Origin of the sequence: Clostridium taeniosporum (genome assembly GCF_001735765.2) — a bacterium.
Lineage (GTDB): Bacteria > Bacillota > Clostridia > Clostridiales > Clostridiaceae > Clostridium > Clostridium taeniosporum.
Genome location: NZ_CP017256.2, coordinates 1 through 25945, shown reverse-complemented (window position 1 = coordinate 25945; position 25945 = coordinate 1). Strand labels below are relative to the sequence as shown.

Below are 25945 nucleotides of genomic sequence, written 5' to 3'. Positions count from 1 at the left end.
TATATAAAGATAATAGGGTAAATTCAGTAGATTATAAGCAGTACTTCTTTTATAAAAATTGAATTTTATAATTAAATAAACAGTGACAATAAATATTACTTAAAATGTTACAAAATTTCATAACTATTTTGTATAATAATTTGTAATAAAATATGTTACTAAAATTGTAATAAATAAAATAACAATTTTAGTAACAATAAATAATATTAAGAATCTAATATATACTAGTATTTATAGTATATATATCAGTAAAATTATATAATAAATTAATGTGAAAAATAATAAAAATACAATAAATATTATAATGAAATATGTTATTTATATTATAACAACAAATAAGACTAAAAATCTTATATACTAGTATTTTTAGTGTGTATATTAATTAAATATATAAAAAGTTTAAATATAAAAAATCAATAAAAATATCACATAAATAGTAACAAAATGTGTTACTATTTATGTGATTTAAATTATAATAATAAAAGTAACAAAATAAGTAACAAAAAAAGAGATAATCTTAAATTTAAGATTATCTCTTTTTATATTAAGCAACATTATATTTTTTAATTTCTCTTTGAGTTAATTTAGCAGAATCAATTTTAACTAATTTACCTTTACCAGTTAAGAAAAATTCTTTTTCAATTATAAGATTCATTAGATCTTTTACCTCTGAATCTTTAAGATTAGGTTTTACTCCATTAATTTTTAATGAAGATTTAGAACCTAATTCATTAAAAAAAGTCATTGATAAAATATATTCCATTTATATTTCCTCCTTTATTTTTTTATGGCATTTAAATTAATTATTCTTCAGGATTATTCATTAATTTAAATGTATTGTTTTTGAAAAAATTTCTACAATCGGCTTCTAATACATTTTCAATTGTAGTAGCAACTTCAAATAAATCATCTGATGTTACATTTGGGTTAAGATTAGAGAATGTCTTTTTCCTATAAATAGGATCACCTAATTTATCAGTTCCACTTTGAACTTCCATACTAAGAGAACAACCAACTATAAGATCATCAACCTTACTCATTTTAAAATACCTCCTTTATTTTTATATTAATATGTATGCATTTATATAAAAAATTGATGGAAAATCAAAAAAATATTATCACGAACTATATATAAAAAAATAAAGAAAATATTCGCATATAAAAACTGATTTACAATTATTAGAAAATATTAACGTATAATAAACGTACAATAAATAATAAAGTTGAAATTTTTAATTTTTTGAGAGAATTGCAGCATGAATTTTCAATTTAAACATATATTTTGAAAAAATATCCTCTAAAACTTTTCATGAAATAATTCTTTAGTGAAAAGTACTTTGTAAAAGAAGAAAAAGTTAGTTTATATAATAATAAAAAAATAGAGTGTGCAAAGATTTCATTTAGTGAATTTAAATTATTTTATAGAGTAGATAATTATGAATTAGATTTTTTTAAAATCCTTAAATTCAACACAAAGGAAATGGATAAATGCAATTTATCTCTAGGTTATTATCTCAGAATGAATTTCAACTAATTTATTTTTATAAATTATAAAAAAATGTATAAATTATCCCTGTAGTATTTTACATATTAAATAAATGCTTTATAATAGTATTGTACTAAATATTGTACAATACAAAGGAGAGGATTAAATATGCTTGCAGTTAATTATTCAAATGCTCGCGAAAATTTAAAGACATATTGTGATAAAGTAAATGATGATAAAGAGACAATAATTATAACAAGAAAAGATAACAAGAATGTTGTTTTAATATCTCAAGATGAATATAATAAAATGCTTGAAAATATAAGAGTTTTAAATGATCCAAAGTATTTTATTAAGCTTTATAAATCAATAAAAGAATTAGAAAATAATGAAGGTAATATTGAAGTTTAAATTTTATTACTTATTTGGGTACAACCCATGTATTATAATGAATAAGCAGTTTTAAAGTTAAAGAATATGGGATATAATAATATGAAAATATAGTAACATATTTTGTTACAAAATATGTTATTAAATTAGTTATAAAATAAGTAACTTATAAGATAACAAATTAAGTTACTAAATGATAAACAAATTTAGTAATTTTAAAATTAACTAAATTAGTAACTTTTTAAGATACTAGACTCGTTACATAAATTTGTTACTTAAATATTGATTGGAGTGATAAAAATGGGAATTGTTATTAGCATTTTAAATAACAAAGGCGGAGTAGGAAAATCTACATCAACTTATAATTTAGGATATGAATTAAGTAGACTTGGAAAGAAAACATTAATAATAGATCTAGATCCTCAAAGTAGTTTAAGTGTATATGTTGGACTTGATCCATTAGAGACTTATGCAAGTATAGAAAATGTATTTAGAGGAGAAATGAAATTAGAAGATGTAATTGTTCAAACAGGAAACGAAAATTTATATATGGTTCCTAGTTGTATAGAATTTTCAACTATAGAAATGTATTTAATGGGGGTTATGGGTAGAGAAACAGTATTATCTAAAGCACTTAGAAAAGCTAGAGAAGAGTTTGATTATATACTTATAGATAATAGTCCATCACTTGGAAACACCACAATAAATTCTTTATTTGCATCTGATTATGCAATAGCTCCAACTGATGCATCTTATCTTTCTTATAGAGCTCTTGGAATATTAAACGAAACTGTCAATGAAGTTAAGGAGTATAATACTAATTTAAAAGACATCAAAGTATTAATTACAATGTATGATATGAGAGCTAATCATTGTAAGGAAGTAGTCAAAATGTTAGAGGAAGAATATTATATTTTTCCTGATTTTATTAAAACAAGTACTAAATTTAAAGATGCAGTAATGAGATTTGAAAGTATAAGCCAATATGCAGGAGAAAAATTTGATGGAGCTGTAGCTTATAAGAATGTAGCAAAGGAGATAATTAAATGGTAAGAAAAAAAAATCCGATAAAACCAGTTGTGGCGAAACCTTTAAATGATAACGGAAAAAGAAATCTTGTGACAAATTTTGTTACTACTAATGTTAATAAAAATACAACAGAAAATAATACAGATAAAGTAACTAAAAAAGATACAAAAAATGTTACAAAAAAGTTAACAATAACAAAAAGCATTTTAATTGGGAAAAAAGAGATAACTGCTAAGTTTACTAGCAATAAACGCTTACGTCCTAACTATAATTTATCAGAAGATACTATAGAAAAAATAGAAAAAATATCTGCTATTCTAGGATATAAAAAAGCTGAATTTTTAGATATATATTTAAATGGAACATTAGAAAAACTAATTAAAAAATTAGAGAAAGATATGAAATAAAATACAAGTTATTTTAAAGGAAATTTAGTAAAATAAAAGCTTATATAAGGTTACATAAAATGATACATATAAAGTAACCTAAATAGATACAAAAAGTGTAATAAAAATTAACAGTAACTAAAAGTATTTTCCCTTAAAGCTCTTTTAGACTACAGTGTTGATTTATGCATTTAAAAATAGGTAATCCGAAAATGGATTACCTATTTGTTCATATATTCAAAACTTTATATATCTAGTTATTAGTATGCTGATTAATAAATTCCCAGTAAATTAATTCATTATCTCTATTAACTTCTTTCAATCCAGCCTTTTCTAATATTCGAGTAGAAGATTTGTTGTTAATTAAACACTGAGCCTTAATAACATTGACACTTTCTTGAAATTTTAACCAATCCATAATAGCATTTAAAGATTCAAAACCGAAACCTTTTCCTCTTTCATGTTCTACTAATCCAAATCCAACTTCAACTTCGCCTTTTTCATTAGGTCTTCCATGAAAACCTATATCTCCAATTATTCTCTTATTACCTTTTTCTACTATCATCCAAGTTTCAAATCCAGTTGGTAGTTTACTCTTTTCTAATGAATTGTTTATAATTGGTAAAATATCCATTGTATCTTCTGTAGGCCACTTTTTATCACATTTAATTCCAAACTTCTCAATTTCTTTACTACTTCCATTTATTAAAGATTTAGTTATTTCTAATGTTATAGGTATTAATATTAATCTATTTGTTTGTATATTTTTTAAATTCATTTTGTTTTCCACCTTTCAATATAAAAAATAACTTATAGAAATAAAGGCGGATTAATATCTGTAAACTTAATTTAGGCATATGAAAATAAATAAAAAGTCAAAGATACCATGGATATTTTGTGAAATACAATGACTTGGGTTCTGATGCTAGTGTGTTATTAGTAGGTTCCAAGGAAGAAGTACTTCATAAAATAAACTAGCATACTGGCTAGTTATTTATTTGAATGTGCCTTAAGTAATAAACCACCTTATTTCCATTTATAAAACTTTTCATAAAACCAACTCCTGTCACAATTTATTATAAAAGGATACAAATACATAATATCCATATTTTTATATAAATTATATTATATGTATAATTAAATGTAAATAGATTGTGATAGAACTTAGGTGGTAGTTATAATATATGTAACTTATAATAATACAAATTTAATTTTATAAAATGATATACATATAGTAACTAAAATAGATACATAAGATGTAACAAAATAAGTAACAATAATTAAAACAATTTATAATTAAATACTATATATTTACTAGGTTCAATAGTTTTAAACCATTAACTATGTTGGAAAGAATGAAGAAATTATTTCTAATTTAAAAGATATTTTTGGAGAACAGTTTGCAGGGATTAAAGAATGTAGTGATTTAAGTCGTTCGGAAAAAGATATTAGAGAAATCGCATTTAATCAACTATCTTCAGAAACTAGAAAGAAGATAAAGTCTTGGCAAGATTGTAAAATTTCTATAGAAACTATAAAGGACGGATTTATTCTTGATGATAAGTTTTATTGGGGAAAGGAAGCATATTGTGTCGAATTTACACTAGATGTTAAATATGAACCAAATAATATTTTTGTTTGTATTGGAATGGATAATCATAAAATAATAGGTTATGGACTTGTGGATTAAATTTATATGATAATAAAGATAATTTATTAAATATGCTTTTGATATAAGGACAAATATAGTATTAGGAAATATAAAGATGTAACTAAAATACAATGTTATAGTATTATAATTACGCTTGTTATTTTAAAGAAATATATGGTAAAATAACCAATAAACACATATTGTATATTGAAATTGACAGGAGGAATAACATTGAAACGTATATATGCACTAATATTAATTTTAGTTTTATCATTTGGATTGATTAGTTGTGCTGATAAAGAAGTATCAAGTAATGATATAAAAGAAGATAATGAGGTTAGTAATGAATTTAATAATGATAATAAAGAAAATAATGATGAATTAAATGAAAATAAAAATGAGGTAAAAGAAGCTAGCTCTAATTCTGATACAGTAAAGAATAGTACAAGTAGTATAGAAAATGAAACTAAGACTGATGATTCAAAGAAAGTAGTAGATGAAATTAAAGAAAAAGAAACTTCTAAAAATTCAACAACGAAGATAAATGAATATGAAATAACAAGTAAAAATTACACTAAAAATAATGTTAAAATTAATTATCCTCAAATAAAAAATTTAAGTGATTCTGAAAAACTTAAAACAATTAATAAAGATTTACAAGAAGGAGCATTAAAGATTTTAGATGATTATTCTGAGGATGATCCAAATCTTACAGCCTTAACTTTAAATGTAAATTATGAAGTGAAACTTAAAAATAAAAATTATATCTCAGTAGTTTATAAAGGAGAAAGCAATGTAAAAGGGGCAGCACATCCAGCTTCAATTTTTTATACAACTAATATAGATGTGGAAAAAGGCAGTAGTGTAAGGCTTTCAGATTATGCTAATATAGATGATATATTAAAGAAATTAAAAGGTTCAAAGAATATTAAAGTTCTTGCAGAAAATGATGAATTAGCAGAAGCACAAAGAAATTTTATTTTAAATATTGAGGATAATGAATTAATTTATATGCTTAAAAATGCTGATTTTTATAAAATAAATGGAAAGATACAAAGTCCCAAAGAAGGAGCATATAGCTATCTTGATAAAGATGGAATAGTAATTAGTGTACAAGTTAATCATGCCATTGGAGATCATAGCGAATTTAAATTAATTAATTAAGGAAGAAAAATACCTGGTTTAATCCAGGTATTTTTAGCATGATTTTTCAATAAATATTACTTATAAGTATAATAAATAATATTTATTGCACGTCTATATTTACTTATATAGCATGTCTATATTTTATTATTTATATCTTTAAGTAAATCTCTAATTTCACGTAAAAGTTTATTATTTTCTTTTAGTAATGCTGTATTTATAGAACGATCAATTGCTACTTGTATTACAATATATAGTGCCAATAATCCTAATATAATTATGAATATTTCCATGTGAAAATCCTCCAATACTCTAAATTATCAAACATTAATTTTTAATTTATACTTATATACCATAAATATCTATAAAATAATAATCATATGTTGAATCAGTGTTTCTGTACTACGTTTGGAAAAGTGGATGGATAAAAAATAGATGATCCATAGGTCCTTTAGCAATTTTTATAGTATAACTTAAATGACCTTATATAAGAGTTTTATATGCATTTAATGTATAAACATTTATAAGATTTAATGAATAATATAGTAATGATTTTTGTTACAAAATTAGTTACTATATATTGATAAATAAGTTACAAATAATGTACTATTAATAATATAAATTTAGTTACATAAAATATAACAAATATAGTCATAAAAAATATTACATAAATATTAACATAAATAGATACAAAAAATGTAACAAAAATTGTTTAAAAAAAGTAACATTAATTGTTATAAAAAAGGTAAATATAATTAAGAAGTTTTATGTCTTAAAATTACATATTTACTGAGTTTATTATCTTTAAATCATTAAAAATTAATTAGAATTTATCATAAAATAATATATAAAAATATTTAATTTTTTATAATATAAAAATCATAATTTTTAGATATATTTTTAAATATAATGTATATATAATATTAGTAATAATATTAAAGTAATTAATTTAAATAGTACTGTCTACCATTTTTCATAATGAACTATTTTGTCTAAAGATTTACGAGGGCGTTGTTTTGGATTTTCATCAGCATAACCAACAGTTAAAATGCAGACTACAAATTTATCATTAGGTATATTAAGAATAGGTCTAATTTCATCTTGGGTAAACCATGCTGTCCAGCAAGTCCCTAATCCTAAATGTTCTGCTTGTAAAACCATATGTTCAATTGCTATAGCTGTATCTCTAATAATCTGTTTTAGTTCAAATTCAGGTGATTGTTCATTTAGGCAGATTCCCCTAGTATCCTTTATTCTGCTGCTAATATCTGCAATACATGCAATCATAACTGGAGCTTTAGTCATCCATTCTTGATTGTGATTAGCTTTTGCAAGTTTTTCTTTTGTTTCTTTAGATGTAATCACAATAAAATCCCATGGTTGTGTATTAGAACCTGAAGGAGCAAGCATAGCACTTTCTAGCATTTTTTGTATTTTATCTTTTTCAACTACTTGATCTTTATATTTACGTATACTTCTACGATTTTCAATTTCTTTCATGTTTAATCAAAACCTCTCTTTAATATTTAGTTTGATTTTATAATTTACATTATACACTTTTATCCAAAAATATAATTCTGAAATTACCAATTAGTATATAAAAATAGTAGACTATATTTTAATTTATTTAATTTTATTGGACAACTCTTTAAGAAATAGTTTCACCTGTTATATTCGATGTTATATAATATAAAAAACAATATCTATAGTAAAGAAGGAGAAGCATAATTATGAATTGTAATATACCAAAGATATTAAAGAATTATTTAGATTATTTATCAACTATTCAAGAGAGGGCTAATAGCACTGTTAAAGGTTATAAGTTAGATTTAATTATGCTCTTTAAATTCTTAAAAAATGAAGATAATATGGATAATAATATAGATATTAGTGACATAGATAAGGAGTTTATAAGAAATATAGAACTTGAAGATCTATATTCTTTTCTTGCATTTACTAAAATAAATAAACATAATAATGCATTTACAAGGGCAAGAAAAGTGGCAACCATAAAATCTTTCTTTAAATATTGCCAAACTAAGATAAAAATATTAGATGAGAATGTAAGTTTAGAACTTGAAACTCCCAAACTTCCTAAAAAGCAAGTAGCTTATTTAAGCTTAGGGGAAAGTGAAAAATTGTTAAAATCAATATGTGGAAGAAATAAAGAACGTGATTTTTGTATAATAACTTTGTTTTTAAATTGTGGTCTTAGATTAAATGAATTATGCAACATAAAGCTTGAAGATATCAGAAATGATATTTTAGTAGTTAGGGGAAAAGGAGATAAGGATAGAACTATATATTTAAATGAAAGTTGCATAAAAGCAATTAAAGAGTATATGCCTAATAGAAAGAACGTAAAAAACACTTACCTTTTTATAAGTGAAAGAGGAAATCCCATATGTAAAAGAAGTGTACAAACTATAGTTAAAAATAATATTAAAGCAGCTGGACTTGATGCACATAAATATTCTACACATAAGTTAAGACATACATCAGCTACACTTTTATATAAGTATGGAAAGGTTGATATAAGAAGTCTACAACAGATATTAGGTCATGAGAATATTTCAACAACTACAATATATACTCATGTAGATGATGAAAGTATAAGAAATGCTATAAAATCTAATCCATTAAATAAATAGAAATCTATTTATTTAATGGATTTATTATTTTTAAGTTTAAATATAGGTAAAATCTAAGGTTAGAAAAATATTAGTTGAGAATTGAGAGTTTAAAATATTTTAAATTACTAGGAAATATATAAATAAGTTATTAACTTCTAAGCTACTATTTAATTCATACTATACATTTTTGAACTACCAAGAATAGTATACTAAATATTTAAACTATGATATAATATGATTGTTTATTGGAATAAATAACCATGAGATGGGCATGGTGGTTTGGTTACGTTTATCCACCTTGAGCTATTAAAATTAATAGTTGAAGGGTGGTGGTATTGATGATGATCGGAATGTTAATTTTATCAATATTATTTATATTATATATATTGATTATTAGAGCATTAAAAGACAATTCTAAAAATTGTGAATTCAATCTGCAAATTAACATAAGTGGTTTTAAATTAAGTTTTAAGACAAAAGAAAAGAACGCCCCATCTAATCGCAAAAGATAAGCGTTCTTTTTTTATCTGATAAATCTTTAATAGCCCTAAAACTTAAAAACGTTCTAGGAAAGTGTCATGTACCCTCATGACACTTTTTTATACTATTATTATATCACAAACTTAAAAATATTAAACCTAAAATAATATTTTTATTTATAAGACATCTTTATAAGGGATATAGATTAATTTTCCATCACCATCAATACTTACTATAAAATCTTTAATGATTTGAATAAATTTCCCATCATAGTCAACTTTCTTACCATTAACTAGGTTTTTAACGTATCCCTCTAAGTTGTTATTAATCAATATTTGATTTTCGTTATTACAGTATAGCTGATCTTTATTTGTAGGTGAATCAATATTTAATTTTTTCCAAGTTGATATATCTTCATTGATTTTACCATAAGTGACACTTGTTATATCATCTCCATTAATTTCTCCCACATATATTACATCATTTTTATCTATATCTAGTAATTTAAGTTTGTTATTAGAATTAAATTTTAATTGTTTATTAGGAGTTGTAGCAAAAATTTTGTTATTTAACTTATTTTCATAAACTAATCTATCTTCATGTTGAATGGCTTTCATATTGTCTACAACTTCAGCATTTATATCAATTTCACTTAAATCATTATTTCTATCTATTCTGTAAATCATACTTTGTATTCTATTTTTATTTATATGTATATAAAAGACACCTGTAAGAACAGAGGTAGTTATATTTTCTACTTCAAGATTTTCTTTGTATCTACATATTACTTGTACAAAAGTTTTAGAATCGTTTTTAACATCATATGTTATAAGCTGAATCTTTTCTCTTCCATCTTTTTTAACTTTTTCTACTATGGCAATTATATTTCTATTATTTAACCAGGTGTAGCACATAACCACTTCATTATTTTCAGTTTTAAATTCATTTGATTTTCCAGTTCTAGTATCTTCAATATTCAAAGTTTTTTCTCTTAAATATGTCATGTATTTTCCATCATATGATAGATTAACATTTTTTACATCACTTGGGATACTGCCCTTAATGTCCTTTGATGTGTATTTATTAATGTTACTTTTTTTACTTTTGAATTCTGATGAATTTACACATACATAATTATTTAATATGTATAGTACACTTGTTTGTAATATTAAAGATAACATTACCCAAACAACTATTTTTTTCATATTTTATCTCCTTAAGTTTATTTAACAATTACTGCTGTTGGAATAGGTCTTTCACCCATGCTATTTGATACATGATTAACGATTTCACCACTATAGTACATGGTTGTAGATTTTCCACCATCTAAGTTAATGGCATTAATAGCTCCTAGTTTATACATTATTTCTTGTATCTCTTTGTATGTTGCTCCTAAACTACCTATACTTCGGCCTTCTATAACCATAAGAATTATTGTTCCATCTTTTTTCTGTCCTATGGCTGTTCTAGGTGCTAATCCAGCGCCACCACCACCAATAATATTAGTTTTCTTACCATTTATTATAAGTTCAGGTCCAAAACTTAAAGCTTGTTGAACTCCTAATTTTTTAAGCTCATTTTCTGAATATTTACCAACAATCATTATTCCATCTTTAGTTATTCCAAATAGTTCTGTTTTACCATCAGGATCTAAACTATTCCATACTGTATTACCATCACTTATTACAATTCCATTAGGATAAGCACCTGTGCCTGTCCATTTAACAGAGGTCTTATCTACAAATGCGCCTCCATTAATAGCTGCAACAGCATCATTATTTTCAGCAATTTCAGATGTAGTTTCACCTTCTGTTTTTAATTTAGAACTAACTCCTATTTTTATTCTTTTTGGATCATTTACAAGAAGATAATGCCCTTTAAACTTAGGATTATCAGTTATATCATAAAGTTCTATGGTATCATCTTTATTCTTTGAAATTTTCACTTCATCAATATTTGTAGTTTCATCTCCTACTTCACATGAGGATTTTTTCAAAATCTTAGATATTTCTTCATCTGATAAAAACCATTTAGCTAAATATTGATGATGCATTGAGGTCATTGCAGCTCCTACATACATAGTTTTTACATTTTCAAATGGCCCATATAAAAGTAAAATGGGGAATGTAATTGCAGTAAAAATAAATTGAAATAATAGAAACAATATAGTATTAGACAAGGTTTTTTTTTGTTTTTTTGATTTAGATTTTGAATTTTTATCTTTTTTCTTTACAATCTTTCTTTTCTTTGTATTCATTGAATGCTCCTTGCTATAAATTTTTTTATTCTTTAGAAATTATATTTTTTAAATCTGTGGGTAATTTAGATTATATTTTTGCTTAAATATTAAGAAATAAAACCTAAAGAATAAAAAATAATCATATGCCGCACTATTATTCCTCCACTACCTTTGGAAAGAGTGCATGGCTAAAAAAATCGACTTTCTAAAGTCACTTAACGACTTTTTATTTTCTAAGATAATATATTTAAATAATAGTATATAATATTAAAAACGCTATTTACATTATAGCAAAAATATACAAAAACTAAAGTATTATGAAATAATGTGGTTTTATGGTTAATATTAAACAGGATATAGATTCAAACGTTTTCTTTAAATAATTTCTGATATTTTACAGAAAAAGTAATTTATCATTTTTTCAAGAATATGATAATATATGTATTAATAAAATATTTTTACAATTTATAAATTTTCAAACTAATAAAAATTTAGGTGTATAAATGAATATTAGTTTATAGTTAAAAGAAAAGGAGATGAGTTAAAAGTTGAAGATTGATAGTTGAAAGTAAGGTATATTCAACTTAAGGAAAAAATTTCTTAGTTGAAAAATAGTGGTGTAATCACTTTATTAAGGGGGCTTATGAATGAATAAAAAATTAAAAATGTTAACTGCTATGATGTTGTTGGGGAGCAGTTTATTAACATCAATTCCAACATATGGTGCTACAGTAATTGATAAAGAAGCAAAGGTAACTAAACAAGAAAAGAGAAATGAAACAGGTAAGAATATTATCCCTATGATGACTTCTGAAAATATTAAGGATGTTATAAATACGGATGTTACTACTAAAGAAGCTGTTAAATATGAAGATAAGGTTAAAAATGAAGATAAAAAACTAACTATTATGTTTTATTGTGATGCAGATAATAATTTAGAACCTAATTTATTATTAGATCTTCAGGAGATGAAAGAAGGATATGTTGATAATCCAAATTTAAATTTAATAGCTTTAGTTGATAGAAACGATGGCTATGTGGATGATTCAAGTGTATTAGGTGAAGATTTTTCTGATACAAGAATGTATAAAATCGAAAGAAATAAAGCTATTAGAATTGATGGTGGGGATGAATTTCCGGAAATAACTAAAACAAGTAATTATGAAGGAAATATGGGGGATGCCCATACATTAAAGAAATTTATAGATTCTTGTAAGGATCAATATCCTGCTGATAAATATGCTCTTATTGTTTCTAATCATGGTGGTGGAGCAAGAGATGATAAGAAAGAAGGAGTTAAAAATCCTAAAGCAGTATGTTGGGATGAAACAGATAATAATGATTGTTTGTATACTGCTGAAATATCTGATGTTTTAACTGATGATGAATCTGTAGATGTATTAGCTTATGATGCATGTTTGATGGGAACTGCAGAAGTTGCTTATCAATATAGACCTGGAAATGGTAGCTTTTCTGCAAATACTATGGTTGCATCAGCACCAGTAGTTTGGGGATATGGATTTGATTATAAAAAAATATTTAGTCGTCTTAAATCTGGTGGCGGAGATAATGGAAGAAAAGATTCAACTTTAGGTGGAAGGGAAAAATATTTTGATCCTTCAAAAGTTACAGATCTTCAACTAGGGGCAATAATGGTTGAAGCTCAAAGGGATTCAGTTGAAAAAGCTAATGTTAATAGCCAAGCTTTAAGTTGTTTTGATTTAAGTGAAATAGAAAGTGTAAAAGATTCTGTAGATGAGCTTTCTAGAGCTTTATGGAAAGAAGATAAAAAAACTGATATTGAGAATATTAGAGGGCGAAATAGAAATGTACATTTAATTAATTATTTTAATCAAAATAGTAGCCGTGAATGGATGGCTTATCCATATTTTGATTTATATGATTTATGTAAAAGCATAACTGAAAGCAATAAATTTAGTGATAATATTAAGGATTTAGCTAAAAAGGTAATGAAAAACGTAGATAATACTACAGTTTATTCATATGCTGGAAGCAAATTTAAAGGATTTACTGAAGGTAAAAATGGCTTGAGCATTTTCTTACCAGATGGAAGCAGATGGTATACTGATTCATTCTCCTATATGAGTTTTCCATGCTGGCAAGGTCAAAGCTGGTATAATTCTATAGATACAACTAATATTAAGAGAAATTATTTATATGGTAAATTAAGTTGGTGTAAAGATGGAGAGACAGCTAAAATTAATGATGTTGGAAATTGGTTTGAGCTTTTAGATAGCTGGTTTGATACTTCAAATGATAAAACTGGTGGATTAAATAGATATCAGTGGTAACACTAAAAAATACCTGGATTAAACCAGGTATTTTTTAGATTTCAGCAACTTTTTTATATTCTGAAGACTTAAGTAATTCATTTTTTATATATTTAAATATAGAATTTTTTCTTCTTATAACTTGAAAGTAAGTTAATCCTTTTTTTAAGGCATATTCTTTAAAAGAAAATCCATTGTAATAAACCAAGAAAATAAGTTCTAAATCCTTTGGATCTAATTTTGATATGATTGATTGAATCTCTCGAGCTTTTTCTTTTTTTATAAAATCATCTTCTAAGTCAATGTTACTTTCAAGTAATTCTGTAAAGTCAGTTAATGAACCGTCTTCATTAATTGGTGCATTAATGCTTAAAGTATTTTTATGCTTTTTATTGTTTCTTGCAGTACATTTCATGCAATTTTTAATGGAAATATATACGTAGCTAGAAAATGAGTTTGAACCTTCTTTATATTTTTCTACAGCGTTTATTAATGCAATGTATCCAATTTGAACTAAATCATAAGTATCATAATTTTTTATATTAAAACCACGAGCTGTTTTAAATATAAATGGTTTAAATTGAATCATAAGTTTTAAAAGTGCTTCCTCATCTCCATTCTTTGCTTTTGTAACTGTATTTTCGATTTCTTTATAGTTCATAATAATCCCTTCCCTTTCAAATGCTTATATAAGACATTTCAAAATAAATAACTAATTAGTATTTTTATGTTTTTTGTACTATACTGAGTCAGCAAATGTAGGTAATAACAAAAAAGTATTAACTGCTTTACTTACTTATCTAGCTTAAAAAATCTTATAAATATTTCATTAGTTATTGGTTTTATAATGTCTACTAATAAATATGCAAGAAAAGAAAAAATTGATAGCCTTTACTTATAAAAATTATTATAGTATAATTATACCATAATTGTAAGAATGTTTAAATTAATAGCCTAAAGATAAATGATAACTTTTAGTTAGATTTTATCCTAAGTAAGCCCATAAACTACAAATTAAAAGTTTATGGGCTTATTTTAAATATTATTTATGGAGGTGAATTTATTTTAATTATGAAGAGAATGCTTGGTTATTTTTCTTTATTCAGACTAAAAAAAGTTATATTCCATTTACAGAGGAAGAACTATCATATGAGGAAGTACCTGATATGAAGGATTCAACATATGCAACAGGTATTATATGTAATGATAATAAATTAAAATATGTTGGGTATGGTTTATACAATGACATTGAAAACCAAGAAAATATTAAAGATGTTTACTCTAGAATCTTTGAGACAATTTCTAAAAATAAAATGTCCCAATAATATATCATCCTTATTATAAATATAATAGTTGAGTTGAATAAAGTAATATTAAATTTACATCAAAAGAATATAAATCAAGGGAAATACTTTGTAACTTTTAAGAAATAAATACTACATTAAAAAATCTCATTATTTAGAGTGATATCCTCCCCTTAAGGTAGACAGGTTAAAAAATAAAAATCTGTTATTTGAAATGGGAGGATTTTTATTGATTGTAATTAATGAAGTAATTATGAAAATGTTCTTTGAAATTGAATGATACGATATTTAGAAAATATGATATAATAAGGATATATTTGTTAAATGTGTAGTAAGAGTCAGTTATTATGTTTTAGGCATATGAAAATAAATAACAAGCCAAAGATGTGACGGATATTTTGTGAAATACAATGACTTGGGTTCTGCTAATAGTTGCGCTATTACTAGGTTTCAAGAGAGAAGTAGTTCACAAAATAAACTAGCATACTGAATAGTTATTTATTTGAATGTGCCTTAATATGATTTGTTTTGCTATTCTCATATATAATCATAAAGTTTAAGGCGGTAATATCATGAAAAGGTATATATTATTAGCAAGCATTGTAACAGTAGTTTTAGTTGTTAGCGGATGTACAAATAATAAGATTAGTAATGAAAATATGAATAATAAATCTATAGCTTTTACTGAAACCACTACAAATAAAGAAAAAAGTGATTTGAAGAATGATGATATAATAGAAGAAGAGAAAAAGTTAGAAGCATCATATGAAGAAAAAAATGGTTTAAAGAAGCCTGATATAGAAGAAGCTAGGGATTTTGAAGCATCCCTTAAAAATGGTAGTGTAATAATGATTTCTAGAGATAATAGCAAAGAACTTGAAGTATATAATATAACAAATCTAGACAACTTTATCGATTCATTTAATAAGGGTAAAGAAGGCTATGTGCGTATAATTAAGGGATCAATAATACATAATAAGTTTTTAGTAAATAAACTTGATGAATATGAAACTGATGGGAAAATTGTTAAATCTATATCCTATGATGCGTATTCTAATAAAGATAAATTTACAGCAGGAAGTCCAATCTATTCTCCTAAAATAGTAAAAACGTATCCGGATAATTCAATTAGATATGCTATTCTTGAAAGTAAAGATACTCCAGATAATATGGGAGCAACTGTAATTAGTTTTGATAAGAGTAGTATAAAAAATTAACAAATGAAACATATAAAGAGTGTTCAATCTGTAGATTTGAAGAAATAATTAAAAATATTGTTTTTTAAAAATTAAATACTGTAGCTTGGAATTTTATATTATAATAAGAAGTAAACATTATTAAGATGTAAAGGAGATGGGATTTTCGTGGGAATGACAGTAGCAGTATTAATAAATTTAATTCCTTTATTAATATTATGGGGATTAGGAGTTTATGCATTAATTTTACTTATAAAAGCGTTAAAGATTTATATTAATAAAAATTCTTAATAATTCATAATTAATATTCTAAAATTAAAAACATATATAACAGATACCGAATTGTTGTGAAAATGAATTTGTGGTATTTTTCTATATTTAAAATACTGGGACATACTAAAAAAAGTGTACAATTTAATGAATTTAGATAACAAATTTTTTAGTATGTACAAGCAAAAACTAATAAGATATTGAAATATTACATTATTTATAGTGAAAGTATTTGAGTGAATTTTGTCTTATGAATATAGATATACCTGTTTTGATAAAGAACTTAATTAAAATACCAAACATTTTATTTTACCAGCTATAAATTTATATAAAATCCCTTAATCCATTTAAATTCAATGGATTAAGGGGTTTTTAATAAGGTTTCTAAAAATTTCATAAACGGCTGGAAAAGTTTCTCTGAAACCTTGAAGTTTCAATGCCTTAGTGGTATTATTGATTTTAGAGAATGGCTATTTTACTATGGTTTAACCTTAACATGAGATGTATTTAAATTGTCCTTACTGTGGAAGTAAAAATATTAAACCAATGTTTAACCTTAACATGAGATGTATTTAAATGGTACACTAGCACCACAACATTTGCACTTATAGGTTGTTTAACCTTAACATGAGATGTATTTAAATTGGAAGCCCTAGTAACGGGGCAATGGGGAGTTACACTGTTTAACCTTAACATGAGATGTATTTAAATACTTCTGTGGTTCTATATATTCCATTTTCACAAACTGTTTAACCTTAACATGAGATGTATTTAAATGCTTCACTCTTAGTATTAGCCATTTTAGTTTTAAGAGTTTAACCTTAACATGAGATGTATTTAAATTTTAGAATACATAATAAATAAGACATATCTTCATGTTTAACCTTAACATGAGATGTATTTAAATCATTATAAGTGCTAGAACCATCTGACCACACTTCTTCGTTTAACCTTAACATGAGATGTATTTAAATGTTATTATTTCTTCAAGTAATGAATAGCAAGAATCTGTTTAACCTTAACATGAGATGTATTTAAATATTAAAGGGGACAAGTCAACAGAAGTTGTATGACTGTTTAACCTTAACATGAGATGTATAATAAAACATCATGATTTTAGAAACATTTAGGATTCAATTATCTTAGGTGTTTTTTTATGCGATTTTAAAAAAGTGTACAATCTGTGATTTAACAAAAATTTGCCATAAGGAACAATGTGGAGAATGAAGTTGTTAAGTTAGAAAAGTTAAAGTGTAATGATGAAAATGAATCTATGCCAGAAGGTAAAATAAAAGAAGTTTTGGATAAAATAAAAGAAATAAGTAAGAGTGATTAAGCTAAGAATAAAAAAATATATAGAAAATTTATTATTTGGATAGAATATAATATAAATTAAAATTATGAACTCTAGAAATAGGATTATTTTATTATTCAATAAAGCAGAAAGATATAATAAAAAGTAATTAAGGGTACTGTATCTAAGAAAGCTGATAGATACTTTGTTTCAGTTATTGTTGATGTAGAATCAAGGCAAAAAAATAATATTAATAAAGGAATATGAATTTATGTAGGACTAAAAGATTTTGCTATATGTAGCAATGGATTAACTAAAAAAATATTAATAAAACTCAAAGAGTTAAAAAACTAGAGAAAAAACTAAAAAGAGAGAGGAGATGTCTTATTTGGATAGTCATAAAGACAGAGTAAAAAAATATTTAATAACATTTACTATAATAGTGGTATTAGATATTTTATGTGTATTATTATTATGGATAAGTAAAGGTGAAGATTATAAGCTATATTATTCAGCAATAGGATGTCTGTCAGGAGGATTTGTTGGAGGTATAGGAACTTTAATAGCTGTTGTTATAACTACAGAAGAAACAAGAAAAATTCAACAAGAAAATAAGAAAAATATAATGGATAAAGATTATTTTGAAGATGTAAAACGAAATAAACCAATATTAATATTAAAAGAACAAGATTTAGGTACAGATTATGCTAAAGAAGTGAGATTTAATATCGGCACAATACATAATACAGATGTAAATTTAAAGGAAATAAAAAATGTAGGAATAGGGATTGCTAAAGATATAAAAATAAGTTTAATAACTAAAAATAATTCTAATATTAGTGATTTCTATATCAATTTATTGGAGAAAGATGGAATTATAAGAGAGTATTCAATAAAAAATTCTCAAGGAAATAGAATGGAAGGAAATGTAGAAAAAATAAAAATAGAATGTAAGGATATTTTTGATAATTTATATTGTACAATTTATGATGTAGAGGAATTTAAAATTAAATATAAGGTATATTTAAAAATAACTAAAATTCAACATAATAAAAAAATTATAAATAGTGATAATAAATTATTGAACTAATTTGTATTTAAACTAGATTAAGTAACTAGATGACACTTGTAGAAATATGGGTGTTTTTTATTATTTCAATCTATATTATATTGACAATGATAGGTTTGGTTTTAACGAAAGTAACAAATATTTTTAGCTTTGAATTCTTTAAATTAATTATAGCAGTATTAATTTTATCGATTTTATTCGTATTTTTATCATATATTTTTAAAAGAAGTTTTTATAGTTTTTGGAAAGACATGGATAAATATAGTATGGATATTAGAATTATTGAAAAAACAATAAAGAGCAAACAAAAAATATATATAAAAAGAATAGGTAAATACTATTCAATATAATTTTGATAAGAAAATGAGAAGAAATTAAGGAAAATAATTAAAAATAATCTTTATAATACTAAGTAAGAGGTATACAGTAAAGCATAGTACGAGACTCAAGATAATCTTGTGTAGTTTACAAATTTGTTATTAAAATATTACTGGAGATTTTAACATCCAGTAATATCTTTTATTAAATGCTAAAAATACATTTTATATCTATTTAAATATTTGCCTATGGTTAGATGAGCAACATTAAGTTTTCTAGTTATTTGGCTTTTATTTATTTTCAAATTACTTCCCTCCATAATTGGCTTTAGTTTATGAAAATCTTCTAACTTATACAGCCTTAAATGATCACTTTTCTACATTCTTATATCATTTATAAAAATTAGCATTAGCAAATTTTAGATTATAATCGAATATAGGTTGAACTATGATAAAAGCATTCAATGTTAGTGAATTGAGTGCTTTTTATTATGGATAAAAAGATATTTAAATGAAATTTTAATAAAATATTACAATAAAGTAATTAAAATGTTAAAATATCTATAGAACTTATATAATATTAAGGGACAATTCTATGAGATAATAAACAACCAAAATAAATTGTTAGGTAATGATATAAAAAGAAAGTAAGAAATTTTACATATCACATGAGACAAGAGAAAGCACATTATATGGCACTCATAAATTAGACAAAAGGTTAAATTTAAATCTAATATTTAAAATAGTTCTAAGTCTAATTTTATTTCATTTTGGGAGATATAAACAACATTACATATATGTTAGTTAAAAATTTTACAACTAGTGAATTAGGATATGAAAGTAAGTGGAATAAGGAAGAATTAAAAGAATTACCTTATTGCATGAATATATCTGAATTATATAAAAACTTAATTTTTAATTTAGTTAACTTGAAATCTAGAGAAAATAAAGAAGTAAATTGCTTTTTAGAAAGATTTAATAATATAGAAAAACTAAAAAAAGTGAATAAATACTTTAGAGAAAAAAGCCTTTAAAGAAGCCTAACTAAGAAAAAAATTCGATATAGGCAAAGAAATACGAAAACAAAAAGAAAAATCACAGGTACTTGAGGGAGATAACTAATAATGGAAAAGCTTAAAATGAAGACTAAAAATAAAGTTAATATAAATATTGATAGTATAGGAAGATTATTTCCTAACACCGTTACAGAAACTATCAAAGGACATGATGAGAATAATAAACTAATAATTGAAAAAGCTATAGATTTTGATATATTAAAGCAAGAGCTATCAAAATTTATAGTTGAAGGAAGAGAAGAAAGATATCAAATGAATTGGCCAGGAAAAAAGGAAGCAATATTAAGAGCTAATTCTTCAATAAATAAAACATTAAGACCTTGTAAAAAAGAAAGTGTTGATTTTGATAAAACTAAAAATCTTTATATTGAAGGAGATAATTTAGAAGTATTAAAACTTCTTCAAGAAACTTATCTTAATAAAGTAAAAATGATATATATAGATCCACCATACAATACTGGAAATGATAGCTTTGTATATCCAGATAATTTTACTATGAGCAGTGATGAATTTAGTGAAGTAAGTGGACAGTATGATGAAGATGGAAATATAAATTATGATATTAGAAAAAATAGTGAGAGTAATGGTAAGTTCCATACTGATTGGCTTAATATGATGTATCCTAGGTTAAAGTTAGCTAAGGATTTATTGAGTGATGATGGAGTTATTTTTATTAGTATTGATGATAATGAAGTTGATAATTTAAAAAAGATATGCAATGAAATATATGGCGAAGGAAATTTTGTTTCATGTTTTACGTGGATTAAAAAGAAAAAGGGCAGTCATTTATCTAAAACAGTAAGAAATATGACAGAATATATTCTTTGTTATTCAAAATATATAAATAATATAGAATTATTTGGAGAAGATGCATATTCAGATAAATGGCAGCCTCTAGCAAAAAGGACAAACTCACAAAAGGTTTTAGAAATACCACCAAATAAAGTAGAAACCAAATTAGTTGATGGAGTTTATAACAGTGGAAGATATGGAAATGGTACATCTTCACTTAATTTTATAACAAATTTTAAAGTTAGTAATGGTATTATAATAACTGAATTTAAAGTTGAAGGACCTTTCGTTTGGACACAAAATAAGCTTAAAGAAGAATTAAAATTAGGAACAAGAATTGCTTTATCAACAAAATATGGATTTAATGTATTAAGGTCAAATCAAAAAGAAAAGGTAAAAAGACCAACTACTATTTTAAATTCAAAGTTAGGAATTGGTACAAATGAAGATGCCTATAGTGAATCAATGGAATTATTTGGTAAAGAAGCGATAATGAGTTATCCTAAACCAATAACTTTAATAAAATATTTAATAAATACCTTAGGGTTTTATGATGATAAAATGATTATTTTAGATTTCTTTTCAGGCTCAGCAACAACAGCTCATGCAGTTATGCAATTAAATGCAGAAAATGGAGGAAATCGCAAATTCATAATGGTTCAACTTCCAGAAGAAACAGATAAAAAATCAGAAGCATTTAAAGCAGGATATAAAAATATATGTGAAATAGGAAAAGAGCGTATTAAAAGAGCTGGTAAAAAAATAAAAGAAGAAAACCCAGATAAAGCAGATACTTTAGATATTGGATTTAGAGTTCTTAAGTTAGATTCAAGTAACATGAAAGACGTTTATTACAATCCAAATGACTATAATCAAGACATGATTGAACAATTGGAAAGTAATATAAAAGAAAATCGTTCAAGTAAAGATTTATTATTTCAAGTAATGCTTGATTTAGGTGAATTATTATCTAGTGATATTAAAGAAATTCAAATAGAAGGTAAAAAAGTATTTAATGTTGGAGATGGTAATATTATTGCTTGCTTTGATAATGATATTACAAATAAAGTATTAAGTGAGATAGCAAAAATTCAACCACTTTATGCAATATTTAGAGATAGTTCTTTATCTAATGATTCTGTAGCTACTAACTTTGAACAAATATTTAAAACATATAGTCCAAATACAATAAGAAAAGTGTTGTAGGAGGAGTATAATATGAAGTTTAAGTTTAAAATACAAGATTATCAAACAAAGGCAGTAGAAAATGTTATAAATGTTTTTAAAGGACAACCTTTTAATGATCATGTTAAATATACTAGGGATTTAGGAATAAGAGAAAAGAAAAATATTATAAAGTATAAAGATGCAGAAGGAAATGAAAAGGTAGTTGAAAAAGGTTCACTTTTTAATGTAATTGATAGTGAAATAAAGTCTAAAGAAATAATAGAAGATTATTATAATGATATAGAAAATAGTGATGGATTTGAAAATGCTGATCTTCTTCTTGACGATGGAGAAATATTAAAAAATATTAAAAATATTCAATCTATGAATAATATAAATTTATCTAATAAATTAGTTAAACATTTAGGAAGATGCAGTCTTGATGTTGAAATGGAAACGGGAACAGGAAAAACTTATGTTTATATTAAGACTATATTTGAGTTAAATAAAAAATATGGTTTTAGTAAATTTATAATAGTAGTTCCTTCTATTGCTATTCGTGAAGGTGTTAAAAAGACTTTTGAAATAACAGAAGAACATTTTATGGACAATTATCATAAAAAAGCAAGATATTTTGTTTATGATAGCAAACATCTAAATAATTTAGATAATTTCAGTAAAGATTCTAATATAAATGTGATGATAATAAATGCACAGGCATTTAATGCTAGAGGAAAAGATGCAAGACGTATATATGAGAAGTTAGATGAATTCCAAAGCAGAAAACCCATTGATGTAATATCAGCTAATAGACCTATATTAATAATGGATGAACCACAAAAATTAAGTGGAAAAGCTACTCAAGAATCACTAAAGTTATTTAAACCATTATTTTGCTTAAATTATTCTGCAACTCATAAAGATCAGCATAATCTTGTTTATGTATTAGATGCATTAGATGCATATAATGAGAGATTAGTTAAGAAAATAGAAGTTAAAGGATTTGAGGTTAAGAACTTTAGAGGAACTGAAAAATATTTATATTTAGATGAAATTATTGTTTCAGCAAAAAAGCCACCAAGAGCTAAGGTTGAATTGGAGATAAAATACAATAAATCGATTAATAGAGAAAGTCGTGTATTTGCTGAGGGTGATAATCTTTATGTTACTTCAAATAATATGGAACAGTATAAAGAAAATTTTGTTATAAATGAAATAAATCCAATCAATGGGAGTGTCACTTTTACTAATGGATTAGTTATTACTAAAGGTGAGATTGTTGGAGACATTTCTGAGAAAGATTTGCGCAGGATACAAATTAGAGAAACTATTGCTTCTCATTTTGAAAAAGAAGAAGTTTTATTTAATAAAGGAATTAAAACATTATCTTTATTTTTTATAGACGAAGTAGCTAAATATAGAGTTTATGATGAAAATGGAGAGGAACAAAATTCAGAATATGCTCAAATTTTTGAAGAAGAATATACCAATATTTTAAATGAATACATTACTTTATTAGATACTCCATATGTTAAATATTTAAAGAATATTAATGTAAAAAATACACACAAGGGATACTTTAGTATTGATAAAAAAACAAAGAGAATTGTAGATTCTGTGGTAAAAGGCAAGAGTACAGAAAGTGATGATATTACTGCATATGATTTAATATTAAAAAACAAAGAGCGCTTATTAAGTTTTGAAGAACCAACAAGATTTATATTTTCACATTCAGCATTAAGAGAAGGCTGGGACAATCCTAATGTATTTCAAATTTGTACATTAAAACATAGTGATAGCACAACACAGAAACGCCAAGAAGTTGGTAGAGGCTTAAGATTATGTGTTGATAAAAATGGTAATAGGGTAGATTTAAATTATCCTGGAATTGAGAAGAATAATATTCATAATATAAATAAATTAACTGTAATAGCAAGTGAAAGCTATAAAATTTTTGCGGAAGGACTTCAAAAGGATATAAAAGCTAATTTATATGATAGACCTAAAAAGGCAACAATAGAATATTTTGAAGGTAAGAAAATTTTAATTAATGATGAGATTATAGAAATTAATAAAAAGCAAGCGAAAGAAATTTATAGATATTTAATTAAAAATGACTATATTGATAATGATGAAAATATAAATGAAAATTATAGAACTGATTTAGAAAATCATTGTATTGCAAAGCTTCCAGAAGCTTTGAGTTTAATTGAGGATGAAGTTCAAAAGCTTATTCAAAGTGTATTTGATGAAACTGCAATTAATAACATGATGGAAAATGCTAATAGTACAAAAGTTAAAGATAATGAACTTAATAACAATTTTTATAAAAAAGAATTTCAAACATTATGGAATTACATTAACCACAAATATGTTTATACTGTACAGTTTGAGAGTGAAGAACTTATAAAGAAATCAATAGAACATATTAATAAAAAAATGTTTGTATCACAACTACAATATACATTATCTAAGTCTGAACAAAAAGATAACATTGATATTAATGAATTGGAAAGAGGAGAATCATTTAAGAATGCTTCATCATCAACAAAGATATTAAATCATTCAGAAGTAAGCAGAATAAAATATGATTTAGTTGGAAAGGTTGCAGAAGGTACAACTTTAACAAGAAAGAGTATTGTCAAAATATTAAAAGGAATAGAGCCTAATATATTTTCAATGTTCAAAAACAATCCAGAAGAATTTATAACAAAATGTATCAGATTAATTAAAGAGCAAAAAGCAACAATGATAGTTAATCATATTACTTATAACCAAATCCAAGGCACATATGACAGTGATATATTTACAGCTGACGATAAAGGAAAAAACTATTCTAAAGCATTTTTAGCTAAGAAGCATATTAAAGATTATGTATTTACAGATGGAACTGCTGAAAAAAGTATAGAACGTAAATTTGCTGAAGATATTGATGATGCATATGAAGTAAGTGTATATGCTAAGCTTCCAAGAACCTTTCAAATTCCAACACCAGTTGGAAATTATTCTCCAGACTGGGCAATTTCGTTTAAAGAAGGTAGCGTAAAACATATATTTTTTATTGCTGAAACTAAAGGAACGATGGAAAGTATGAATTTACGAGAAATTGAAAAAGCAAAGATTTCTTGTGCTAAAAAATTATTTAATGAATTATCAACAAGTAATGTTAAGTATCATGAAGTTGATAGTTACCAAGAACTATTAAATGTGATGAATAGTTTATAAAATTGTAAAAAAAACGTAATGAGAATATGACAAATCATTCACAAGTAAAGAAATATATTAGAGACATAGTTAAAAGATTAGAAAAAAATTTCATGAAGAATATATAGTGCAAAATAAAGAAAGTAGAAAATTTCAATGTAAAAATAGAGGTTAGTTAGTTAAAAGAATTTTGAAATATTTAGAAGTATAGGTAGTGTCAAATAATTTACTAGAGTTTGTGGATATGTATATACCATTCGAAAAAAATGGTTTAGACACTATTGAATGTATAAAGTATTAAATCACTATAAATCAAATTTTAGGCAGATGTAGACTTAAAAAGCCTAACGTGTTACAGACCCTAAATATATTAGACATATTCATTTAAAGAGTAATAACAATTTTGATTGTCATTACTCTTTATTTTTGTACAGAAAATTATAGAATTTTTAGGCTGTGTTTTAAATGTGTGTTGATATATATAATAGGTGAAGTGGTATTGTAATTGGAAAATTATCAATAATAAAT

Annotated in this window: 22 protein-coding genes, 1 pseudogene and 1 CRISPR repeat array; of the genes and pseudogenes, 15 read left to right on the top strand and 8 right to left on the bottom strand. The window is 24.5% G+C overall.

Annotated features, from left to right (window positions below):
* Positions 1-544: 544 nt before the first annotated feature.
* The gene (locus BGI42_RS15240) at positions 545-763 is read right to left on the bottom strand and encodes a DUF2922 domain-containing protein (RefSeq protein ID WP_069681190.1); all 219 of its coding nucleotides are present in this window, start codon (positions 761-763) and stop codon (positions 545-547) included.
* 40 nt (positions 764-803) lie between these two features.
* A complete protein-coding gene (locus BGI42_RS15235; RefSeq protein WP_069681189.1) occupies positions 804-1040 on the bottom strand; it encodes a DUF1659 domain-containing protein in 237 nt (78 codons plus the stop codon).
* A 614-nt stretch (positions 1041-1654) separates the two neighbouring features.
* Between BGI42_RS15235 and BGI42_RS15230 the strand changes: the two genes are divergently transcribed.
* The 3 genes from BGI42_RS15230 (at position 1655) to BGI42_RS15220 (ending at position 3312) form a co-directional block, all read left to right on the top strand.
* Positions 1655-1897 carry a type II toxin-antitoxin system Phd/YefM family antitoxin gene (locus tag BGI42_RS15230; RefSeq protein WP_069681188.1) on the top strand — a complete coding sequence of 81 codons (243 nt, stop codon included), beginning with the start codon at positions 1655-1657 and terminating at the stop codon, positions 1895-1897.
* Positions 1898-2176: 279 nt separating this feature from the next.
* Positions 2177-2929 carry a ParA family protein gene (locus BGI42_RS15225; protein WP_069681187.1) on the top strand — a complete coding sequence of 251 codons (753 nt, stop codon included), beginning with the start codon at positions 2177-2179 and terminating at the stop codon, positions 2927-2929.
* On the top strand, positions 2923-3312 hold the full coding sequence (locus tag BGI42_RS15220) for a hypothetical protein (RefSeq protein ID WP_069681186.1): 390 nt from the start codon (positions 2923-2925) through the stop codon (positions 3310-3312). Before BGI42_RS15225 ends, BGI42_RS15220 begins: the two co-directional genes overlap by 7 nt.
* 232 nt (positions 3313-3544) lie before the next feature.
* Here BGI42_RS15220 and BGI42_RS15215 read toward each other — a convergent pair whose 3' ends face one another.
* Entirely contained in the window at positions 3545-4069 is a 525-nt protein-coding gene (locus BGI42_RS15215; RefSeq protein ID WP_069681185.1) for a GNAT family N-acetyltransferase, read from the bottom strand.
* Positions 4070-5173: 1104 nt separating this feature from the next.
* Here BGI42_RS15215 and BGI42_RS15210 point away from each other — a divergent pair.
* Positions 5174-6106 carry a PdaC/SigV domain-containing protein gene (locus BGI42_RS15210; protein ID WP_069681184.1) on the top strand — a complete coding sequence of 311 codons (933 nt, stop codon included), beginning with the start codon at positions 5174-5176 and terminating at the stop codon, positions 6104-6106.
* Between the two features lie 116 nt (positions 6107-6222).
* Here BGI42_RS15210 and BGI42_RS16310 read toward each other — a convergent pair whose 3' ends face one another.
* Complete coding sequence (locus BGI42_RS16310; protein ID WP_192875413.1) at positions 6223-6378, bottom strand: hypothetical protein; 156 nt, start codon at positions 6376-6378, stop codon at positions 6223-6225.
* Positions 6379-7048: 670 nt separating this feature from the next.
* Positions 7049-7585, bottom strand: coding sequence for a nitroreductase family protein (locus BGI42_RS15205; protein ID WP_069681183.1), 537 nt, complete (start codon positions 7583-7585; stop codon positions 7049-7051).
* Between the two features lie 230 nt (positions 7586-7815).
* On the opposite strand from BGI42_RS15205, the gene BGI42_RS15200 reads away from it, so the two are divergent.
* Positions 7816-8736 carry a tyrosine recombinase XerC gene (locus BGI42_RS15200; protein WP_069681182.1) on the top strand — a complete coding sequence of 307 codons (921 nt, stop codon included), beginning with the start codon at positions 7816-7818 and terminating at the stop codon, positions 8734-8736.
* 320 nt (positions 8737-9056) lie between these two features.
* Complete coding sequence (locus BGI42_RS16305) at positions 9057-9230, top strand: hypothetical protein (protein WP_192875412.1); 174 nt, start codon at positions 9057-9059, stop codon at positions 9228-9230.
* A 144-nt stretch (positions 9231-9374) separates the two neighbouring features.
* Here the strand turns inward: BGI42_RS16305 and BGI42_RS15195 are convergent, their stop codons facing one another.
* Positions 9375-10403 (bottom strand): dipeptidyl-peptidase IV, encoded by a 1029-nt coding sequence (locus BGI42_RS15195; RefSeq protein ID WP_069681181.1) that lies wholly within the window; start codon positions 10401-10403, stop codon positions 9375-9377.
* Between the two features lie 17 nt (positions 10404-10420).
* Entirely contained in the window at positions 10421-11455 is a 1035-nt protein-coding gene (locus tag BGI42_RS15190; RefSeq protein ID WP_069681180.1) for a phosphodiester glycosidase family protein, read from the bottom strand.
* Between the two features lie 782 nt (positions 11456-12237).
* Here BGI42_RS15190 and cloSI point away from each other — a divergent pair.
* Positions 12238-13749 carry a clostripain gene (gene cloSI, locus BGI42_RS15185; protein WP_084023931.1) on the top strand — a complete coding sequence of 504 codons (1512 nt, stop codon included), beginning with the start codon at positions 12238-12240 and terminating at the stop codon, positions 13747-13749.
* A gap of 34 nt (positions 13750-13783) precedes the next feature.
* On the opposite strand, the gene BGI42_RS15180 is transcribed toward cloSI, so the two are convergent.
* A complete protein-coding gene (locus BGI42_RS15180; protein WP_069681179.1) occupies positions 13784-14389 on the bottom strand; it encodes a sigma-70 family RNA polymerase sigma factor in 606 nt (201 codons plus the stop codon).
* 505 nt (positions 14390-14894) lie between these two features.
* Between BGI42_RS15180 and BGI42_RS16125 the strand changes: the two genes are divergently transcribed.
* The 8 genes and pseudogenes from BGI42_RS16125 (at position 14895) to BGI42_RS15150 (ending at position 25438) form a co-directional block, all read left to right on the top strand.
* The gene (locus tag BGI42_RS16125) at positions 14895-15053 is read left to right on the top strand and encodes a hypothetical protein (protein WP_158523412.1); all 159 of its coding nucleotides are present in this window, start codon (positions 14895-14897) and stop codon (positions 15051-15053) included.
* Positions 15054-15604: 551 nt separating this feature from the next.
* A complete protein-coding gene (locus BGI42_RS15175; RefSeq protein ID WP_069681178.1) occupies positions 15605-16249 on the top strand; it encodes a hypothetical protein in 645 nt (214 codons plus the stop codon).
* A gap of 147 nt (positions 16250-16396) precedes the next feature.
* Positions 16397-16519, top strand: coding sequence for a hypothetical protein (locus tag BGI42_RS16550; RefSeq protein ID WP_275542711.1), 123 nt, complete (start codon positions 16397-16399; stop codon positions 16517-16519).
* 462 nt (positions 16520-16981) lie between these two features.
* Positions 16982-17603: a CRISPR direct-repeat array (repeat unit 30 nt; unit sequence GTTTAACCTTAACATGAGATGTATTTAAAT).
* 354 nt (positions 17604-17957) lie between these two features.
* Positions 17958-18178: pseudogene (locus BGI42_RS16445) on the top strand (RNA-guided endonuclease TnpB family protein); the annotation flags it as partial.
* 2 nt (positions 18179-18180) lie between these two features.
* Positions 18181-18882 carry an MFS transporter gene (locus BGI42_RS15170; RefSeq protein WP_069681177.1) on the top strand — a complete coding sequence of 234 codons (702 nt, stop codon included), beginning with the start codon at positions 18181-18183 and terminating at the stop codon, positions 18880-18882.
* Between the two features lie 1093 nt (positions 18883-19975).
* Complete coding sequence (locus BGI42_RS15160; protein WP_069681175.1) at positions 19976-20212, top strand: hypothetical protein; 237 nt, start codon at positions 19976-19978, stop codon at positions 20210-20212.
* A 90-nt stretch (positions 20213-20302) separates the two neighbouring features.
* On the top strand, positions 20303-22252 hold the full coding sequence (locus BGI42_RS15155) for a site-specific DNA-methyltransferase (RefSeq protein WP_069681174.1): 1950 nt from the start codon (positions 20303-20305) through the stop codon (positions 22250-22252).
* A 12-nt stretch (positions 22253-22264) separates the two neighbouring features.
* Positions 22265-25438, top strand: a complete 3174-nt coding sequence (locus tag BGI42_RS15150; RefSeq protein ID WP_069681173.1) for a type III restriction-modification system endonuclease — start codon at positions 22265-22267, stop codon at positions 25436-25438.
* Positions 25439-25945: the final 507 nt, after the last annotated feature.

Excerpts from the sequence above, each read along its gene's own strand:
- BGI42_RS15160 (WP_069681175.1), top strand. The coding sequence starts at position 19,976 with ATGTTAGTTAAAAATTTTACAACTAGTGAATTAGGATATGAAAGTAAG.
- BGI42_RS15215 (WP_069681185.1), bottom strand. The coding sequence starts at position 4,069 with ATGAATTTAAAAAATATACAAACAAATAGATTAATATTAATACCTATA.
- BGI42_RS15150 (WP_069681173.1), top strand. The coding sequence starts at position 22,265 with ATGAAGTTTAAGTTTAAAATACAAGATTATCAAACAAAGGCAGTAGAA.
- BGI42_RS16125 (WP_158523412.1), top strand. The coding sequence starts at position 14,895 with ATGAAGGATTCAACATATGCAACAGGTATTATATGTAATGATAATAAA.
- BGI42_RS15220 (WP_069681186.1), top strand. The coding sequence starts at position 2,923 with ATGGTAAGAAAAAAAAATCCGATAAAACCAGTTGTGGCGAAACCTTTA.
- BGI42_RS15195 (WP_069681181.1), bottom strand. The coding sequence starts at position 10,403 with ATGAAAAAAATAGTTGTTTGGGTAATGTTATCTTTAATATTACAAACA.
- BGI42_RS15155 (WP_069681174.1), top strand. The coding sequence starts at position 20,303 with ATGGAAAAGCTTAAAATGAAGACTAAAAATAAAGTTAATATAAATATT.
- BGI42_RS15175 (WP_069681178.1), top strand. The coding sequence starts at position 15,605 with ATGAAAAGGTATATATTATTAGCAAGCATTGTAACAGTAGTTTTAGTT.
- BGI42_RS16310 (WP_192875413.1), bottom strand. The coding sequence starts at position 6,378 with ATGGAAATATTCATAATTATATTAGGATTATTGGCACTATATATTGTA.
- BGI42_RS15225 (WP_069681187.1), top strand. The coding sequence starts at position 2,177 with ATGGGAATTGTTATTAGCATTTTAAATAACAAAGGCGGAGTAGGAAAA.
- BGI42_RS15180 (WP_069681179.1), bottom strand. The coding sequence starts at position 14,389 with ATGAACTATAAAGAAATCGAAAATACAGTTACAAAAGCAAAGAATGGA.
- BGI42_RS15200 (WP_069681182.1), top strand. The coding sequence starts at position 7,816 with ATGAATTGTAATATACCAAAGATATTAAAGAATTATTTAGATTATTTA.
- BGI42_RS15190 (WP_069681180.1), bottom strand. The coding sequence starts at position 11,455 with ATGAATACAAAGAAAAGAAAGATTGTAAAGAAAAAAGATAAAAATTCA.
- BGI42_RS16305 (WP_192875412.1), top strand. The coding sequence starts at position 9,057 with ATGATGATCGGAATGTTAATTTTATCAATATTATTTATATTATATATA.
- BGI42_RS15235 (WP_069681189.1), bottom strand. The coding sequence starts at position 1,040 with ATGAGTAAGGTTGATGATCTTATAGTTGGTTGTTCTCTTAGTATGGAA.
- BGI42_RS15240 (WP_069681190.1), bottom strand. The coding sequence starts at position 763 with ATGGAATATATTTTATCAATGACTTTTTTTAATGAATTAGGTTCTAAA.
- BGI42_RS15230 (WP_069681188.1), top strand. The coding sequence starts at position 1,655 with ATGCTTGCAGTTAATTATTCAAATGCTCGCGAAAATTTAAAGACATAT.
- cloSI (WP_084023931.1), top strand. The coding sequence starts at position 12,238 with ATGATGACTTCTGAAAATATTAAGGATGTTATAAATACGGATGTTACT.
- BGI42_RS15205 (WP_069681183.1), bottom strand. The coding sequence starts at position 7,585 with ATGAAAGAAATTGAAAATCGTAGAAGTATACGTAAATATAAAGATCAA.